This window comes from Enterobacter sp. 237C8 (assembly GCF_034106865.1).
GTDB classification, from domain to species: domain Bacteria; phylum Pseudomonadota; class Gammaproteobacteria; order Enterobacterales; family Enterobacteriaceae; genus Enterobacter; species Enterobacter asburiae_B.
The window spans coordinates 1,087,253-1,101,952 of sequence record NZ_JAWNDF010000001.1 but is presented as its reverse complement, the minus strand read 5'-3'; the positions used below and the strand labels follow the sequence as shown (position 1 = coordinate 1,101,952).

At 53.6% G+C, this 14,700-nt stretch carries 18 protein-coding genes; all 18 read right to left on the bottom strand.

Translation table 11 applies throughout. The features are described 5' to 3' along the window. Position 1: 1 nt before the first annotated feature. On the bottom strand, positions 2 to 757 hold the full coding sequence (locus USF70_RS05445; RefSeq protein ID WP_320735357.1) for a phage minor tail protein L: 756 nt from the start codon (positions 755 to 757) through the stop codon (positions 2 to 4). Beyond that, a complete protein-coding gene (locus tag USF70_RS05440) occupies positions 754 to 1,101 on the bottom strand; it encodes a phage tail protein (protein ID WP_316379559.1) in 348 nt (115 codons plus the stop codon). Before USF70_RS05440 ends, USF70_RS05445 begins: the two co-directional genes overlap by 4 nt. Before the next feature lie 64 nt (positions 1,102 to 1,165). Beyond that, positions 1,166 to 1,522 carry a hypothetical protein gene (locus USF70_RS05435; RefSeq protein WP_275019017.1) on the bottom strand — a complete coding sequence of 119 codons (357 nt, stop codon included), beginning with the start codon at positions 1,520 to 1,522 and terminating at the stop codon, positions 1,166 to 1,168. A 119-nt stretch (positions 1,523 to 1,641) separates the two neighbouring features. Then, complete coding sequence (locus USF70_RS05430; RefSeq protein WP_143347124.1) at positions 1,642 to 4,554, bottom strand: phage tail tape measure protein; 2,913 nt, start codon at positions 4,552 to 4,554, stop codon at positions 1,642 to 1,644. Further along, positions 4,554 to 4,814 carry a DUF1799 domain-containing protein gene (locus tag USF70_RS05425; RefSeq protein WP_069719119.1) on the bottom strand — a complete coding sequence of 87 codons (261 nt, stop codon included), beginning with the start codon at positions 4,812 to 4,814 and terminating at the stop codon, positions 4,554 to 4,556. The genes USF70_RS05430 and USF70_RS05425 overlap by 1 nt, the downstream gene beginning before the upstream one ends. A 47-nt stretch (positions 4,815 to 4,861) precedes the next feature. Continuing rightward, positions 4,862 to 5,173, bottom strand: coding sequence for a phage tail assembly chaperone (locus tag USF70_RS05420; RefSeq protein ID WP_143347125.1), 312 nt, complete (start codon positions 5,171 to 5,173; stop codon positions 4,862 to 4,864). A gap of 64 nt (positions 5,174 to 5,237) precedes the next feature. After that, positions 5,238 to 5,909, bottom strand: coding sequence for a phage tail protein (locus USF70_RS05415; RefSeq protein ID WP_143347127.1), 672 nt, complete (start codon positions 5,907 to 5,909; stop codon positions 5,238 to 5,240). 66 nt (positions 5,910 to 5,975) lie between these two features. Further along, positions 5,976 to 6,386: a DUF4128 domain-containing protein gene (locus tag USF70_RS05410; protein ID WP_143347128.1), complete on the bottom strand. Its 411-nt coding sequence runs from the start codon at positions 6,384 to 6,386 to the stop codon at positions 5,976 to 5,978. After that, positions 6,383 to 6,967 carry a hypothetical protein gene (locus tag USF70_RS05405; RefSeq protein WP_143347129.1) on the bottom strand — a complete coding sequence of 195 codons (585 nt, stop codon included), beginning with the start codon at positions 6,965 to 6,967 and terminating at the stop codon, positions 6,383 to 6,385. The genes USF70_RS05410 and USF70_RS05405 overlap by 4 nt, the downstream gene beginning before the upstream one ends. A gap of 1 nt (position 6,968) precedes the next feature. Next, positions 6,969 to 7,319 (bottom strand): hypothetical protein, encoded by a 351-nt coding sequence (locus USF70_RS05400; protein ID WP_320735356.1) that lies wholly within the window; start codon positions 7,317 to 7,319, stop codon positions 6,969 to 6,971. Then, complete coding sequence (locus tag USF70_RS05395) at positions 7,319 to 7,801, bottom strand: DnaT-like ssDNA-binding protein (RefSeq protein WP_143347132.1); 483 nt, start codon at positions 7,799 to 7,801, stop codon at positions 7,319 to 7,321. Before USF70_RS05395 ends, USF70_RS05400 begins: the two co-directional genes overlap by 1 nt. A gap of 36 nt (positions 7,802 to 7,837) precedes the next feature. Beyond that, entirely contained in the window at positions 7,838 to 8,065 is a 228-nt protein-coding gene (locus USF70_RS21735; protein ID WP_407057495.1) for an Ig-like domain-containing protein, read from the bottom strand. Positions 8,066 to 8,118: 53 nt separating this feature from the next. Next, the gene (locus tag USF70_RS05390; RefSeq protein ID WP_046092056.1) at positions 8,119 to 9,072 is read right to left on the bottom strand and encodes a major capsid protein; all 954 of its coding nucleotides are present in this window, start codon (positions 9,070 to 9,072) and stop codon (positions 8,119 to 8,121) included. An 11-nt stretch (positions 9,073 to 9,083) separates the two neighbouring features. Continuing rightward, positions 9,084 to 9,854, bottom strand: a complete 771-nt coding sequence (locus USF70_RS05385) for a hypothetical protein (protein ID WP_143347133.1) — start codon at positions 9,852 to 9,854, stop codon at positions 9,084 to 9,086. Between the two features lie 80 nt (positions 9,855 to 9,934). Next, a complete protein-coding gene (locus USF70_RS05380; protein ID WP_143347134.1) occupies positions 9,935 to 11,032 on the bottom strand; it encodes a hypothetical protein in 1,098 nt (365 codons plus the stop codon). Position 11,033: 1 nt separating this feature from the next. After that, positions 11,034 to 12,422, bottom strand: coding sequence for a DUF4055 domain-containing protein (locus USF70_RS05375; RefSeq protein WP_320735355.1), 1,389 nt, complete (start codon positions 12,420 to 12,422; stop codon positions 11,034 to 11,036). A gap of 1 nt (position 12,423) precedes the next feature. Further along, positions 12,424 to 13,731: a terminase large subunit domain-containing protein gene (locus tag USF70_RS05370; RefSeq protein ID WP_073001200.1), complete on the bottom strand. Its 1,308-nt coding sequence runs from the start codon at positions 13,729 to 13,731 to the stop codon at positions 12,424 to 12,426. Then, the gene (locus USF70_RS05365) at positions 13,709 to 14,698 is read right to left on the bottom strand and encodes a terminase small subunit (protein ID WP_320735354.1); all 990 of its coding nucleotides are present in this window, start codon (positions 14,696 to 14,698) and stop codon (positions 13,709 to 13,711) included. The genes USF70_RS05370 and USF70_RS05365 overlap by 23 nt, the downstream gene beginning before the upstream one ends. Positions 14,699 to 14,700 lie beyond the last annotated feature (2 nt).

Sequence of the window (14,700 nt, the reverse complement as noted above, 5' to 3'; positions counted from 1 at the left end):
GTTAACTCCTGATCAAAGATGTTCCTGGAAAACCACCGAAAGGAAGTTCATTGTGTTCACCAAACCGAAGCTTGCAGGCGGTGAGCGTACCGTTGCATTCATCCAATGAGGGATCGCTTACCGGATTGTTGTTTCTGTCGAAGTAAAGCGTGCCGGCATAATCGCACCCATCGCCGGTGCGGTACTTGTTCCGGATGCACCATGTGCAAAGGGAATGCAACTGTCTGGTCGGGATCATCAACCCCTGCAGATCCATCGGGCTGGTAAGAACAAACTCGATACTTTCACCGGGAAGCTCGCTATTTTTACCGTCGATATAGAAAACCCGCTTTCTCACCTGCAAGGGATCTGCTGTTGGATTTCCATCCGGGAAATTGCGCGCATCCAGGTAATGCGCAAAAGTGTCATGAATCGTAACTTTGGCCTGCAGCATATCGTCATAGGCCAGACAGAGCGCTGTGATAGAGCTGTCAATGTTGGCAACGGTGAGCGTCGGCTGGGCGCTACTGCCATCGGTTGACGCTTCCAGTCCCTCGAGCTTATATGGCCAGGCACCATACTCTTCTCCCTGCCACCAGATACTCTTCGCCTTTAACTTTGATTCGTCGCCACCAGTAGCCGCAATCTCTTCTTCAGTATGCGGGAGGTTATAAGCGTGAAAGCGCAGAACGTCGTCCAGACCAAACGGAGAACCGTCGACCTCAAGAAGACGTATTTTTTCACCCGGTTCGAGGCGTTGATAATCTTCAGTAATCATGGTGCGTATGCCTGTTTGAAGGTTGCTTTTATGGTCATCACTTTGCTGGATAGCGGCTGGGCTTTAATGGAATCAGCTTCAATCCGGTATAAACCGGTTTCGCCAACAGGAGACGTCCAGATAAAGGATTTTGTGATGTGCTTGCGGCAAAAACTCAGCGCATCGAGCATCTCTGCCTTTTTTCCCGTTAAGGTCATTTGCCATGACTGTTTTCCAGGATTGATGCCTTCACCGGCGATCTGTTCAAAGCCGTCTCCGAAGGATGCAGAGCGTGTTGCGTAAGTGAACTCCCCTTCCATTCCCGCTTGAATCTGGGTTCGCCAGGTAAATGTTTCGATCGCCACCTTTCCTCCGGGCATAAAAAAACCCAGCGAAGGCTGGGTTAATCACGTGAGATCCTATTTATTATTAAAACGATTCCACAGTCGAGATTCGGTAGACATAAGGCCCACGTTGCGATCCGTTCTCGTCAATTTCGTTGTATGTAATGATGCCGTCAACATTTAGAGGGACATCCAATACATCAATTGTGGCTATGTTTTTGTGGATTGTTGACCCCCAATCAAGAAGGGCTAAACCTTTCCCAAATTCTTCCATTACAAATGGGTATCGTTCGACTCCCCATGTCTCGTAGTTTTCTACAACGCCAAAACCGAAGGAAGCATTGTCATAATTGAGTTTTTTGTCATTCAGAACTGGAGAAACGAATGAAATACTCGATTTTTCATCCCCGACCCATAGAGCCGTCACCTTAACTGAAGCCATTTCGTGTCCCTTAAGCCATTAATTTCAGTGACATAATCATACCAGTCAAAATGCCCGGATGGTGGTTATTTATGGCACGATTACCAAAAAGGGATATAACAAATAACGGTCACTATTCATCATCTCGATCTCGTCGCATTCCAGATTAGACCACCAGGCTGAAGCTGTTTGGCAATTCCAGTACGAACAGACTGATCGATGGTCTGTTTGTAAGCCCGAGAAATAGCATCGTTATTGCCGGAAGTCTGCTGGTGAGTGTTCTGGTTTTGAACGACCACGGAAGTTTGAACGGTTACGCCGCCAGCTGCATTCGATTGCAGCCCATACATTGGGGCTGTGCCAACATAACCACCGTTTGCATACCCCTGAGCTCCACGCATAAGCGCATAGAGATTGCCAACACCTAATGCACTTGTCGCTTCCTTCGTAAACACAAACTCACCGCCGTGTACAACGCCTTTCGGTTGGTATTTACCGCCATCTCCCGTGTAGCCGCCTCCATCAAAACCGGGGACCAAACCACCACCTGAGAAACCAAAGAACGCGCCGATACCGGTTCCACCAAACGCTGACTTCATTCCATTAACCAGAGCCAGTTGGGTCAGCATCTGGGCGATGCCCTTGAGGAAAGTGGAAAGGAAATCTGAGAAGTTAGATTTACCTGTTGTGAAGAAATCAGTCAGGGTGCTGGCCATGCCGGTGAATGCGTTGCTGGTAACCGTCTGCACCTGGGAGTAGACATTGGTCGCGCTGTCTTCGAAATCAGCCCAGCCCTTTTTCGCGCCGGTCAACCAGTCGCCACGCAACCTGTCCTCTGCATCATAGTAATCATTCGCCGCTTTAAGCTGCTTCTTATATCCGCCATCATCCAGCGAACCACCTGAATTTTTCCAGCCGGCGGCGAGCTGGCTCTTTGCCAGCTCTCGCTGCGCCTGGCGGTCACTCATCCCCGCGCCACCCAGTAATGCGGCCTGTTTCTCAGCCATCTGCGTGACGTATTTCTGCGAGGTATCCATGCGCTTGTTCAGCAGTTCCTGCGCGGAAATCTGATCACCCAACAGGGCTTTCTGCCGCGCTAACTGCAGCGCCTGGTCTTTACTCGCCAGCAGGGATTGTTCCTGCTTTGTCAGTGAACGTGAACGCAAGGCCTCCTCCAGCACCTGAAATTTCGCTTCAGTCGTCCACAGATCTTTGCGCTGCTGGCTGATGGTGTCGTTCAACCCTTTATGCTGCTGCAGCGCGCGTAACTGTGCCTGAAGCGCCAGTAACTCGGCCTGAGCAGCATCCGTGCTGCGATCGCCAGCCGATATAGTGCCCTGCTTTCCGGTTTTCGACTTTTTGCCAAAAGCAGCGACTTCTTCTCGATCCTTCTGTGTGGTCGCGGTTTTTATCTTGCGGGTGGTATCAAGGTATTTACTTGCACTAATGTCTGCGGCATCCCAGTCTTTTTTCAGCTGAGAAACGCTGTCGCCATAAGCACCGGCCATTTGTTCGTTATAGTCCTGCCATCCCTGCAGAGTATCTGTTTTCGCCCAGTCAGGAACGAGATTAATCGCGGCAGCGATAGAGGAAGAAATGATCTGGTTCAGTTTCTGGAAAACTATCGCAACGCTGTAATAAATTGCGTTGAATTCCTTCAGTGTGTTTGATGCCAGCTCAGCTACCCACTGACCGATATTCTGCATGGCCTCAGACGCCCAGTCTTTGATATCCAGCCACAGGCGACCAAACGGTGTCAGCGAGTCGTAAGCCTGCTCTCCACGTTCTGCCATCGTATCGCCAAACAGGTCCATAGCCTGTGTAACGGCCGCGGTCTGGTCCTTCTGTTTCACCAGCTCATCAATGTGCTTAAGCTGCGAAACAGTCAGGAAATTGTATTGTTCGTTTAGACTCTGAAGGGCTTTAACCGGATCCTTTTCTATATCCTGATATGCCTTGGTGATGTCCTGCGCCGAAACAATACCGGTTTGAACTGCTAGTGCCGTAGAGCCTGCCACTTTTTCAAGCTGCTGCTGTGTAAGCGATCCCATGCTAATCAGTTCAGTCATCAGACTTTGAACGGTTTCTACAGTAGCGCCAGTAGAGGCAGCAATCGACTGGGAGGAAGCCATTATCTGGAGCGCTGACGTGCCTGCAATGTTGCCAGTCCTGATAATGGCCTTGTTAATTTCGTCGTAGGCTGTGAAGTAGTCCGCTCCCGCTTTTGCAGCAATCAGAACAGCACCGGCCAGGCCACCAATGGCCACTCGGGCAGGAGTCACCATCGATAACATCGCTTTCAGAGCATTGCCTACACCGCCAAACGAATCGCGCAGCTGGCCACCCTGCTGAATGGCTACCATATAAACCGGCATACCGGACGCCAATGAAGTTACGATGTCGGTCATTTGCATTGGTAGATAACGCATCGCGTTGCGGTATTGCCCCGCGCTGATCGCTCCTGACTTCCACGCTTCCTCCTGCTCTTTCAGTCGGGCGATCATCGGTGCAGCACGATCGGACACGCCAAGTTGGGCTGCTTTTAGCTCTAACAGTTCTGCGCGCGTTTTTCCGATTGCTGTGACCTGCTCTTCCAGCGAATCGATAAAGGTTTTGCCCGCCGCCGCTGCACGCTGCGCTGCCTGTGCCTGTTCAATGCGAGCCCGCCCCTCTGCGGTCTCAGACTCCATGACCTGCGCCAGTTTAGCTCGGGTCGTCTCAAGCACGCTGTTGTAGCGAGTAAAGTCCTCGTCTCCCACCAGCCCTTTACCGCGAAACTTCGCCAGGCTCTCCTGGATCGTGTCCAGTTCATCCAGCGCCTTGTTGACCGGGCTGATTTTATTCAACAGGTTCTGCAGCTCCTGGCGCTGTTGCTTCAGGCTTTCGCTGTTCTTCTTCTGGTTGTCGATACCGGTGCGGAACGTACTGTTCAGGTCATCCGCTTTACCTGCCGCGGCGGACGCGGTCTCCTGAAAGCGATCCAGTGCCTGATTACCGCGCTCCAGCTCACTGGTATTTACACGCAGGGAAATCGTGGCGATATCGTTACTCATTACGCCCTCTCTTTATGCATAATTTTTAGCGCAGCACTTTCCATCACCCGGATGTCCGAAAGCGCGGTTGCCTCGTCGTCGACGTTGTGCAGACGCATTACCCAAGGCAAAACGTTATAGTCGAGCCCGGACGCGCCGCCCATTCCCGTTCGCCATTGCGTGCTGACAGCCTGAAATACCAGGAATGAAGGCCAGATATCGGGCCAGACATCTACGAAATTATCGTCATAGTCATCCGGCGTAAGCCCGTAAGGCGCCAGATCTGCCGCGGTGGGTTCAGGCGTATAGAACGCAGAGGCAACCGCTATCAGTTTTTTTCGCGCTGCCCCATCAGCTCGCGGTAGTAGGTTTCCGGGATGGCCTTCATCGCCGCCGGATAGTTCTCCAGCAGCACCGACAGGTTTTCCGCGTTGAATGCGTCGGGAAGTGCCCAGCCAGCAATGATTTCCATCAGAAAATCAGTGGCGGTTTTGCCATCCATTTTCTCCAGATCCGCAAGTTCTTTGAGTGGCTTGTGATTAAACGTGAAGGTCAGCACACCATCCTCATCGCCGGCTCGGGGGATCGAGACATTGGCTTTAAATGTTGGTTTGGGCTGAAGAGTGAATTTGGTCGCCATCGATACCTCTTAACTGAAAAAAGCCTCCACAATGGGAGGCATGGAATAGTGAAAGCTCTGACGGCTAGGCGGCAGCGTCAGTCACCTTGTAGAACGTCATCGCCGGTGACTGCAGGTTTAGCACCACACTCACTGTCTCTACCTCGTTAACTGCAGTAGTTGGCGTATCGTCAAAGGACGCCGTGGCCGCCCAGTAACGGTTTTCCTTCGCCTTCGGCACGTACATGTAAGCCGCAATCGTCTCTTCGTCTTCGTCCAGTTGGCGCAGCAACGGATATACCGGGAGAGTTGAGTCGTGAGCAATCGAGTAGGTCTGAGAGACTGCGGATTTATAGGTATTCAGGTTTCGCTGGCGGTCGTCGCTCAGGAACTGAATCTGTGTGGTGTTCTGATCGCCACCAGATTTCGACACCTCAGTAATTTGCGGCAGCTCGGTCCATTCAAGAACCTTGCGGATCGAACCGGTACCGCCACCAGCGGCATATTTGTTTTTGTTGGTGGTATTGATATTGCGAAGAGTTACGGCGCTTTCGGCAATCGCATCAATTTTTGCAATGACGTTATCAACACCGGACCAGTTGCAGTTCACATGAACAATATCACCCACCTTGAGTGCGTCCGCTTCACTCACGGTGATCACCATATTTTCGGCGTTCGTCGCCCCGGTGAAAGATATGGCTGGGCCATAGCCCGATGCCAGATAGACGTGGGCGCCATTAGGCAATGCAAAGCCCATATTGGTTACTCCTTTAGAAACGGGAAAACCGGCAAAGAGCCGGTCAGGTTTAGTAGGTTGTGAGGATTAGCTGGAGATATCAGCTCGATAATTGAGACTAACGGGAACGGTATAAGAGACAGATGTAGTGATCCCGCGGAAAACACCAGGCGTTTGATCTATCCAGCATGTAAAACCCCTGCCTTCAATCTCCTGCCCCTCGGGGAACAATTCAGCCACGCGGTCAGCCAGAGCAACGACGGAGGTACGGCCGGAGCCGGCTGGCGCCACGACATTAATCTGGTACACGCCTGAATAAGTCCGGCAGCGCAATCCGAGATCGATTGTTCGCGGCGTAACGGGCATATCGTGAACGGCCAGGTACATCTCGTTAGCAGGAGGTGTGAACGGCACGTTCTCCCATGCAACCGAAATGCCCTCGGCATCGGCCCAGGCACCCAATCTGGCGGCCAGTGCAGATGCAATATCAGGAATCACTTAGTCACCTCCCTGACAGCTTCCTCAAAGAAGCGTTGAAACTCAGCTGCAGTTATGCGGACCATACCGCCCGGAGCCTGTGTGGAATGCCCCATTTCAAGCGGGTAGGCATAGGGCACGTTGTTGCAGAAATAAATGGCCTTCATCCCGACTTTGAAGAGCGACAGCGTGTAATTCCCTGCGGCTTTTGTCAGATTTCCGGTTTTATCTACACGTCCCATTTCATCTGTGGTCGGTGCATCAAAAGACACCTGCCAGTTACCGCGAAAGCGTCCGCCCGTATACCCCGGCGGTGCTTTGATATCCATCCCATCAACCAGTCGAGCTTTCTTCTTAAGCCGTCCGGTTTTAGTCAGGTTGGCAGGGTCCGATTTTTGCGCTTCGTTATGGTCGTATACCGCCTGATTGTAAGAGGCTGCCGTCTGGTTGATGCCCCAGAGTTCGGGGTTGCCGACAGGTGACATCATCACCAGTTGATTAAGGATCCGAATGCCGACAGCACGTACGACCGCTTCCTGATTCGCTTTGGCTTTGTCCACGAACGCGGTGATGGCAGCCGTGAACGCCTTATTATCGTCCATGTTATGCCCTCAACTGAGCTTTGTAGCAGAGCACCATAGCGCCCGGTTTCACGGGGTTTGGTTTAACTACGCGGTGGCTTACGCCGTCCACGTCGATCAGATCGCCGGTTTTAATGTCCTTCTCAGCACTGAAGACAATCCGAACATCGCCGTTTTCAATGACGGTTCCGTCAATTTCACCTGGCGAGTAATCCGTCTTCACTCCTGTGGCGGTGAACTGGATATCATCGGAACGATGCTCTACACCACCGATGACGATTAACGTGCCCTTACGCGTGACGTTGTATGCAATGCCGTTCTGCTTGAGCATACGAGTCGTTGTCGTCTGCATTCGCTGATAGTTGATGGTCATTACGCGCGCTCCGCGAAAGTATTGATTGCATATCCACGCCCACCAGCCAGGTCGCCGAGAATAGCCATTACCGCCGGGTAAGTTGGCGTAAACACCTCACCGTCGGCAACCGCATAAGTCATGGTTACGGCACCTTCGACACGTTCGGTTTTCACAGCGGCTTCGCGCACGCTGGAGAGTAAATCGCCGTCGATTGCCTCTACCGCCAGCATGCACTGCGCGGTTATAACCTGCCGTGGTACTTCATCCGGCGGGAAATCATGTTCATCCAGAACGACATTCACGCGTGGCCATGCCAGCGGCTGTCGAGGGGCTGCTTTGGAACCTACCCAATCAAGCCCTTCCAGGTAGTCCATCGCCTTAATCAGTAACGGTGCGAGATTTTCAGGCAGCTCAATCCCTCTCAGCGCGGCAAATGACGCCAGTTCATCTTCGCTGGCGTAACTGTTAACGTCAGCGGCGGTGATATCATTATTAATCATCTGAGCATCCGGTGAATGGGGCTTACGCCCCATCGATTAGCCAGCTGCAGGTGCGGTGAAGGTGATTTCCTCACTCGATTTAGCAATACCATCAACAGTACCAGTGACTGTGAAAGTACCTGCCGTATCAGAGGTGAGTTTGACCGTCGCCCCACCAGCAGAGCCGGTTTGAGAACTGGCAGTGCTGAGCGTGCCGCCGGTTGAATTCCAGGCAACGGTTTTGCCGGAAACACCTGCGCCGTTTAGGGTGTACTTCAGGGAAATGGTGACCGCATCGGTGCTGTCAGCGGTTGCGGAGGTTTTATCCGCTGACAGCGTTACTCCCCCGCTGCGGATCCCAGTTTAATGAGCACGCCAGCCGTAGATTTGTTGCTGGTGAAGTGCTTCTTCCAGTTACCTGCAGTGCCGATTTTGGTCAGGTCCGGGTTATCACCTTTTGAGGTATCCCAGCTGTAACCCAGCAGGTCGACATTCACCACGCCTTCAGCACGGTACCCGATCGCCAGGTTTTCCTGATCGTTGATGTCGTAGGAACGGAACCCCGGCGCCTGCGACTCGGTGACGGTGACCGCTCCGGCCACCAGCCCAAGAATCGCATCCGCGTCCATGGTATCGGTCACCAGCACAGGTTTACCCAGCGTGCCCGGCTGCCCGCCGTAAACCACCACGCCAGCTTCTTCGTAGATTTTGTTGGCGATCGCCTCATCCACGATGTCGAAGTAAGTGGCGGAGTGCATAACGAAGAGCACAACACGGTTGAACTTGTCGCCGTACTTACGCAGGCCGCGCGTCAGGGTCTTCTTACCATCTGTTTCGATATCGGCGGTAACCACCATGTCCGCGTTGGCGCCAATAGCTGCCGTCAGCGCCTTCAGGCCATATTTCACATAGCCTTCCAGCGTCGCGTCAGCCACATCAGTGCCGATCACTTCGGAAAACTCGTCTACAGAGCGGCCGCGGCGTTTGAACGCTTCTTCGGTTGTTTCGTATGGACCGTATTTCCACGGCGCTTTGACGGATACGGCTTCACCGGCGCCAATCTTCTTACCCGTCACTTTTTCGGTGGAGTTAACGTCACGCGATTCGATAGAACCGCCCACTTTGTAGAAGGCTCGCTTGCGGAAATCGCCTTCAATCAGCTCGTTATCCAGCAGGATCGCACCGTTGGAGGACGCGTTGAAAATAGCCAGGTTGTCCTGGCGGCGCTCAAGGAAAGCGGTCTGCGCCAGGTCGTCATAAATGATCAGGTCACTATTAACAGTGGTAGACATGGGTTAATCCCTTATTTCGGAAGTTTGAGGAAGGCCTGCTGGCCATGCTTGCGGATGTAGTCCGCTTTGTCGCTGGCGCTCATTTCGGAACGTTTCAGGCTGCCACCACCGTTTGGTTTGTGTCCGCCCGCGCCGGTGCCTTCCGCGCGTGGGAACAGATGCGGAGCCGTCTCCTTAAGAGACTCCGCCCACTCAAGCGGGCTTAGTGGGGTTTTGCCGTCTTTACCGAACAGAACATCGCCATTTGCATCAACTGCTACGGCCTCGCCTTCGTCGTTGAGCTGGAATGTGCCTTTGGCACGCAGAATCAGATCGTCGGATGCTTCCGGCAGCGCGCCAGCTTTTGAGGCTGCTGCACGGATTGCATCGCCCAGGACTCGATCCCGGAATTTGTTGGAGAACGCTTCGGCTTTGTCGGCGCGTTCATTTGCGGCTTTAATCTGCTTATCAACGTCAGCACGCAGACGCTCGGTGCGCTTATCGAGCACCTCATCGATTTTCCCGGCGGCAATCAGCTTTGCCTCTTCGTCGTCGGAAAAACGCTGCAGGATCCCGCGCACTGCATCAGGGTCGATACCATCGAAGCGAGACAGGTTTTCTTTTTGCTGCTTGATGGTCCCCAGCAGCTCAGAGTTTTTTGATTTTAGGCCAGTGACTTCGCTGGTCACGCGCTCATCAATCAGCTTCTGGATTTCTGGGGTGATTTCGATACCACCGCCACTGCTGCCCTCACCGCCGCTTTCAGGTGCGTAAAATTTCAGAAGCATGTTTCGAATTAACATAATTTCCCCTTGGGATTTTGCCGGGCCTCGCCCATAAAAAAGCCCCGGCGGATGCCAGGGCGTGATGTATGAAATGGTTGTTAGATATCAGTGCCTGAGAGCTGCTTCAGACGTTCGAGGCTTATCCATTCCCCTTTGTCAGTGAACATATCAGCCAGGTTGATTTCACCCGCACGGAACAGACGGCCACGCTCGGCACCCAGAACCCGATCCTGGCGTAGTGCCGGCTGGCGCGCGAGCCATTCCAGATACGTGGTGTTACCTGGTACCTGCCCATCCATGCTGGCACGAGTGCCCTCGTCAATGTCGTCGATATCAATGCCGAGTTCGCGCCAGGACTTGAGAATTAGGGTTTCAGTAGAACGGCAGCAGAAATGAATCTTCCCGGGTCCCTGTAGGTAAGGCACCTTATGCCCGACCGGTTTATTATCCAGGGTATAGCGCAGCAGGTCACGAATAACGCAGTCGTGGCTGGTTTTATTGTCCAACGTAGACAGCCACTGTTTGCCTTTCACGATATCGCTGTTGGCACTGGTGAAGCTGTTGCGTGCTGTGGCAGCCAGATGATTTACGACTGTTTTAGCGATGCTGGCGGCATTTGCCCTGCTCATCTGCAGCGCGCCGTCGCGATAGTCTTTGTTGGCGTGGCCACGAACATTGCGGGCTATAGTTTCTACCGTGTCGCCGGCAAGATAACCCCGGCGGACGGCATTCACGATACGCGCCAGCCTGTCCGACTCCAGATTCTCCGCCCATTCACTCAACAGTCGACCCTGGAAGGGTTGCGCCATCGCCGCGGCATACACCATGTCGGCTGTAATGCCCTGCAGCGGATATCGCGCTAGCACCTGAGATGGAAGAAGGGAACCGAACAGGCTCAGCTGATAACTGGCTTCGTTCTTTGCCAGCGCCACCAGCTCATTCTCGAGCCCTGCCTGCATGGACGCTACGGCTTGATGGTTAAGCTCGCGCACGCTGCCCAGTAAACTCTGCAGACGATTAACGGTGAAGCTCTCCGGAGGCAATCTGTCCAGCGCATCCAGCAGGCGTGCTGACAGTTCTGCGTCCGTCTCGTTGAGCAACTTCACCATCCGGTTTGCCACTCCAGTGGCGTAGCGGCTTAACCAAACGGAATGTGCGATAGATTCATCACGTAGGCTTTCGTTAATGGTGGGCATATCAGCCTCCCGTCAACGTTGGTGCCTGATTGCGAAGCACATCAATAACCTCGTCCGGACTGTCCGCCGGGTCTATAAGGTCAAGCTTCTGCAGTGCGCGAATCATATCGCTATCGCGCAGCGCACCGGACTGCCAGGCGTTGACGATTGCCGTCACCATGCCCGACTCAGCAACCTTCGCGATGAATTCCTGATTGATGGTGTAACTCGTCGTTTCGCCCTTAACGCCGAGGTATTTCGCACACCAGCCAAGCGCCAGCGTGTAGGCCTCGGAAACGTTTGAAACGCAGATACCGAGCACGGATGTGGAAGATGTTTGCTCACCACTCGCCTGGGTTGCTGTCTTCGCCGTGGCGTTCTGTTCAATCAATCGGGCGCCCAGTTGCACCATGTATTCGCGCTTACTGTCCATGGCCTCTTTAGCAAGCATGTTCGGCTGCGCCTGGGCATAACCAAACGAGCCTTCTTTGGGAAGCAAAAGCGGTGATCGGGAACCAATTTTCACGCCCTTCTTCTCGAGGTGATCGCGCCATCCGGTGTCGAGCCCAGTCATGTACGGCTGCACCTGGCCACAGAACCACACGCTGTCTTCATAATCAGCACTGTTACGGTAATGCCCATGGTTTATCTCTACCAGCGCGGCCAGCGGTGAATCATCGATAGTTGGATCGTTGTTCTGGGCCCCGACGAATGTGAACGGGATTTCATCCCAGTAGTCCTTTCCTTTCGGCTTAGGGTGGTACTCACTGTCAACGGTGTAGGTTCCGCTTGCAGTGCCACCAGCCCGGCGCCATACCCGGCAGATGAACCGCCCTTCTTCCAGCGCCAGCTCGCGGTACTGGATTTCATCCTTGTAAGCGTAACCATCCGGCTCTTCTACGCATTCGCGCAGGACCACAAGCACCAGCTGATCGCGCCCGTTAATTCGCTTTGTTCGCCAATTAATGATGTTCTCTGCCGGGTAGCGGAGGATGATCGCCTCATCGGATTCTTCAGCGTAATCGACGTAAATGCCCTCTCGCGCAACCTCCAGCACGTTCTCAGCCACCAGCTGTGACTGCTGATAGATGCTTGTACCGGCCCCGTCAGCATTGTCCAACAGGTATTTCAGCTTTTCAGGACCGTTAAACGTGGGGTCCTTGCGATACGCCATCCCAAGCATGCCGATCTTCGTATTACCGGCAATCGCATAGAACACCGCGCGGCTCAGATAGTCCTCATTACGCTTACGGTTGCGCGTGGATTTATCAGTTGGGTCGAGATAAGGCAGGTACTTATTACCCGCAGCCTTTACGGCCTCAGCGCCTTTGCAAAAGTCCCTGTATTTCCGCCAGGCAGCAGAAGCCGCCCGGTGTTCTGGCCGAACCCAGGTGATGTCGTCGTTTGCCATATCAGAAAGTGGTGTCCATGGTGATTGAGTATGCCGGTTTCACGATCGGGTAATCCTTCACGATGAAGTACCCACCAGCATCATTGGGGTGATCGTTATCAGCTGATTTGTCCGGTTCGCCATTAGGCGCCCAGATTTGCTGCTCGAGGCTCTCGGTGTAAACCGGGCAGTTCTGAACGTTCACCAGATAGCGGCGTTCTCCGTTGGCGTTGCAGAACATGGCGTTCATTGAGTTGATACGGTCCTTAACCGGCGGGTTGGCATCATCAACAATGACACTGAATCCTGCATCGTTGAGCTGAGCGATATCGGTCTTGCTGGCGTTCTGAGATTTGCGTGAATCCCCTGATGCATCCGGATAGATGTAAATCTCCCGGTTTTTAACGTAGCGACCATCCTCGTAGCGCCAGAACTCTTCCTGAATGCGCTTAATCATCGCCGGCGTGTCATAGATCTTAACCAGCTCACGAACCGCACGCGGCAGGCCATTACGCTTAACGTGAACAATCGCGGCCATTTTTCCCACGTTGAAGTCCATACCAATGAACAGCGGATCCCCATCCTGAATCTCGTCAGAACAGTTATTTAGCTTACGGTTGAAGGTGTGGTAAATGGTCCCGCTGTTAAGGTTGGTGAACTTCCCGCGCAGATAGGCCTGAATCAGTTCGTCAGGGTAAGAGCTCAGCAGCGATGGGATGTAATCAGGCGGTAGATTCTTCGCATTGTCGAACGTGCTGGCCTGAATCAGTCCGTATAGAGCCGCAAGCTCTGGCTTTTCACGCACAGCCTTCACGAACTGCTGGTAGACGAATTTGAACCCCTCCGGCGTGGTCGTGACGTCAATACCGTTACGCAGCCCATCAACCTTGTAACGCATACGGGCGATGATTTTTCGCCAGGCCTGCTGCGCTTTAGCAGCCGCCATGACGTCCAGCTCATCAACCATCGCGTTACCGATTTTGAAACCGACTATCGATCCGGGCTTCTCCATTGAACGGCAGATTGTGGTCCCGCGGTATCGTCGCCCCTCGTAGAAGTGAACCTCTTTGTTCCCCTCATTGATTATGACGCTCAGCCCCCAGTCAAAGGCGACCTCTTCAATCGTCGGGTAGAAGATGTCACGGATCTGCGGGTACGTCGGCGCGAAATAACCCTGGTTGATTTTAGGATGCTCCCACATCCCCTTACAGATGCCGCCACAACCCACCCATGTTTTACCGGAACCGAACCCGGCAACGTAAGCCTTGAACTTGTGTTGCATTGCGAGGAAGCGCGCCTGAGGAATGTTAAGTGTCGGGCTGATCCCCATCGTCCGCCCTCGCGTCCACTACGTTGATATTGATCTGCACTGGAGTTGGTTCATCGTTCTCACCATCACCCGCCAGCTCTTTACGGAGTTTCTCGACCTCAAGCTGCCGGCGCTCGATTTCAATCTGCTGCAGGCGCTGCGCGAACTCACTATCGGCCAGGCCCAGGCGTTTCATGACCGCTTCGAACATCCGCTCGCGGCTGATAGCTGTGATTTCGACGCCGTTTTTGCCAACCTTCACGCCGGAGTAAGCGAGCCGAGAAGCTGCCGCGAGTTTGCGAGTGTCAGGGAAGTAAGGCTGCCCAATGCCGTCACCATTGCAGCGCGGGCATTCTGGGTTAGGCTCTCTGTTGTGGTCATAGCCGTAACCGCCAGAATCTTCGGGTTCACGTCTGTCACGCTCAACAGCCTCGAGTCTTTTCTCTTCGAACTCCACGGCATCACGCCACTGATACTGGTGATCGAAGCCCCAGCAGTAACGGCACGCGCCGCGGCGGTATTGTGAAAGTTGGTTTGCATCGAAAGTGGCGAGCTGCCACATCTGCGCAAGGACTTCATCGGCACTGCCCAGCGTGCGCGCAATAGAGGCTTTTTGCTGCTGCGCAATGGCCTGCGCAACGTTAGGATTCGCTATGAGCTGACGACCGTAGTTTGGGTCACTATAACCAGCACGTGCAGCGGCAGCGGTGGCGTTGTTGTCCTTCAGGTACTCCGCTACAAATAAGCGCTGCTGAGCGGTAAGCCCATCATCATCCACCAGCTCATTTGCGCTTTTATCCTTTTGCGCAGTGCGCATTTTTTTCTGCGCAGGTTTTTGCACAATTTGCGCAGTAGGCTTTTTGATGTATCGGCGGGCAGTCGCATAATTCAGTCCCTGCGCTTCACACCACTCTTTCGGTGATACGCCGGTTGCGGCATGTTCGGACAGGAACCGTTGCTGAAGCTCGCCCCAGTCCGGTTTTGCCATAT

Excerpts from the sequence above, each read along its gene's own strand:
- USF70_RS05420 (WP_143347125.1), bottom strand. The coding sequence starts at position 5,173 with ATGGCGACCAAATTCACTCTTCAGCCCAAACCAACATTTAAAGCCAAT.
- USF70_RS05385 (WP_143347133.1), bottom strand. The coding sequence starts at position 9,854 with ATGTTAATTCGAAACATGCTTCTGAAATTTTACGCACCTGAAAGCGGC.
- USF70_RS05405 (WP_143347129.1), bottom strand. The coding sequence starts at position 6,967 with ATGGACGATAATAAGGCGTTCACGGCTGCCATCACCGCGTTCGTGGAC.
- USF70_RS05415 (WP_143347127.1), bottom strand. The coding sequence starts at position 5,909 with ATGGGCTTTGCATTGCCTAATGGCGCCCACGTCTATCTGGCATCGGGC.
- USF70_RS05375 (WP_320735355.1), bottom strand. The coding sequence starts at position 12,422 with ATGGCAAACGACGACATCACCTGGGTTCGGCCAGAACACCGGGCGGCT.
- USF70_RS05390 (WP_046092056.1), bottom strand. The coding sequence starts at position 9,072 with ATGTCTACCACTGTTAATAGTGACCTGATCATTTATGACGACCTGGCG.
- USF70_RS05435 (WP_275019017.1), bottom strand. The coding sequence starts at position 1,522 with ATGGCTTCAGTTAAGGTGACGGCTCTATGGGTCGGGGATGAAAAATCG.
- USF70_RS05380 (WP_143347134.1), bottom strand. The coding sequence starts at position 11,032 with ATGCCCACCATTAACGAAAGCCTACGTGATGAATCTATCGCACATTCC.
- USF70_RS05365 (WP_320735354.1), bottom strand. The coding sequence starts at position 14,698 with ATGGCAAAACCGGACTGGGGCGAGCTTCAGCAACGGTTCCTGTCCGAA.
- USF70_RS05445 (WP_320735357.1), bottom strand. The coding sequence starts at position 757 with ATGATTACTGAAGATTATCAACGCCTCGAACCGGGTGAAAAAATACGT.
- USF70_RS05370 (WP_073001200.1), bottom strand. The coding sequence starts at position 13,731 with ATGGGGATCAGCCCGACACTTAACATTCCTCAGGCGCGCTTCCTCGCA.
- USF70_RS05395 (WP_143347132.1), bottom strand. The coding sequence starts at position 7,801 with ATGATTAATAATGATATCACCGCCGCTGACGTTAACAGTTACGCCAGC.
- USF70_RS05400 (WP_320735356.1), bottom strand. The coding sequence starts at position 7,319 with ATGACCATCAACTATCAGCGAATGCAGACGACAACGACTCGTATGCTC.
- USF70_RS05430 (WP_143347124.1), bottom strand. The coding sequence starts at position 4,554 with ATGAGTAACGATATCGCCACGATTTCCCTGCGTGTAAATACCAGTGAG.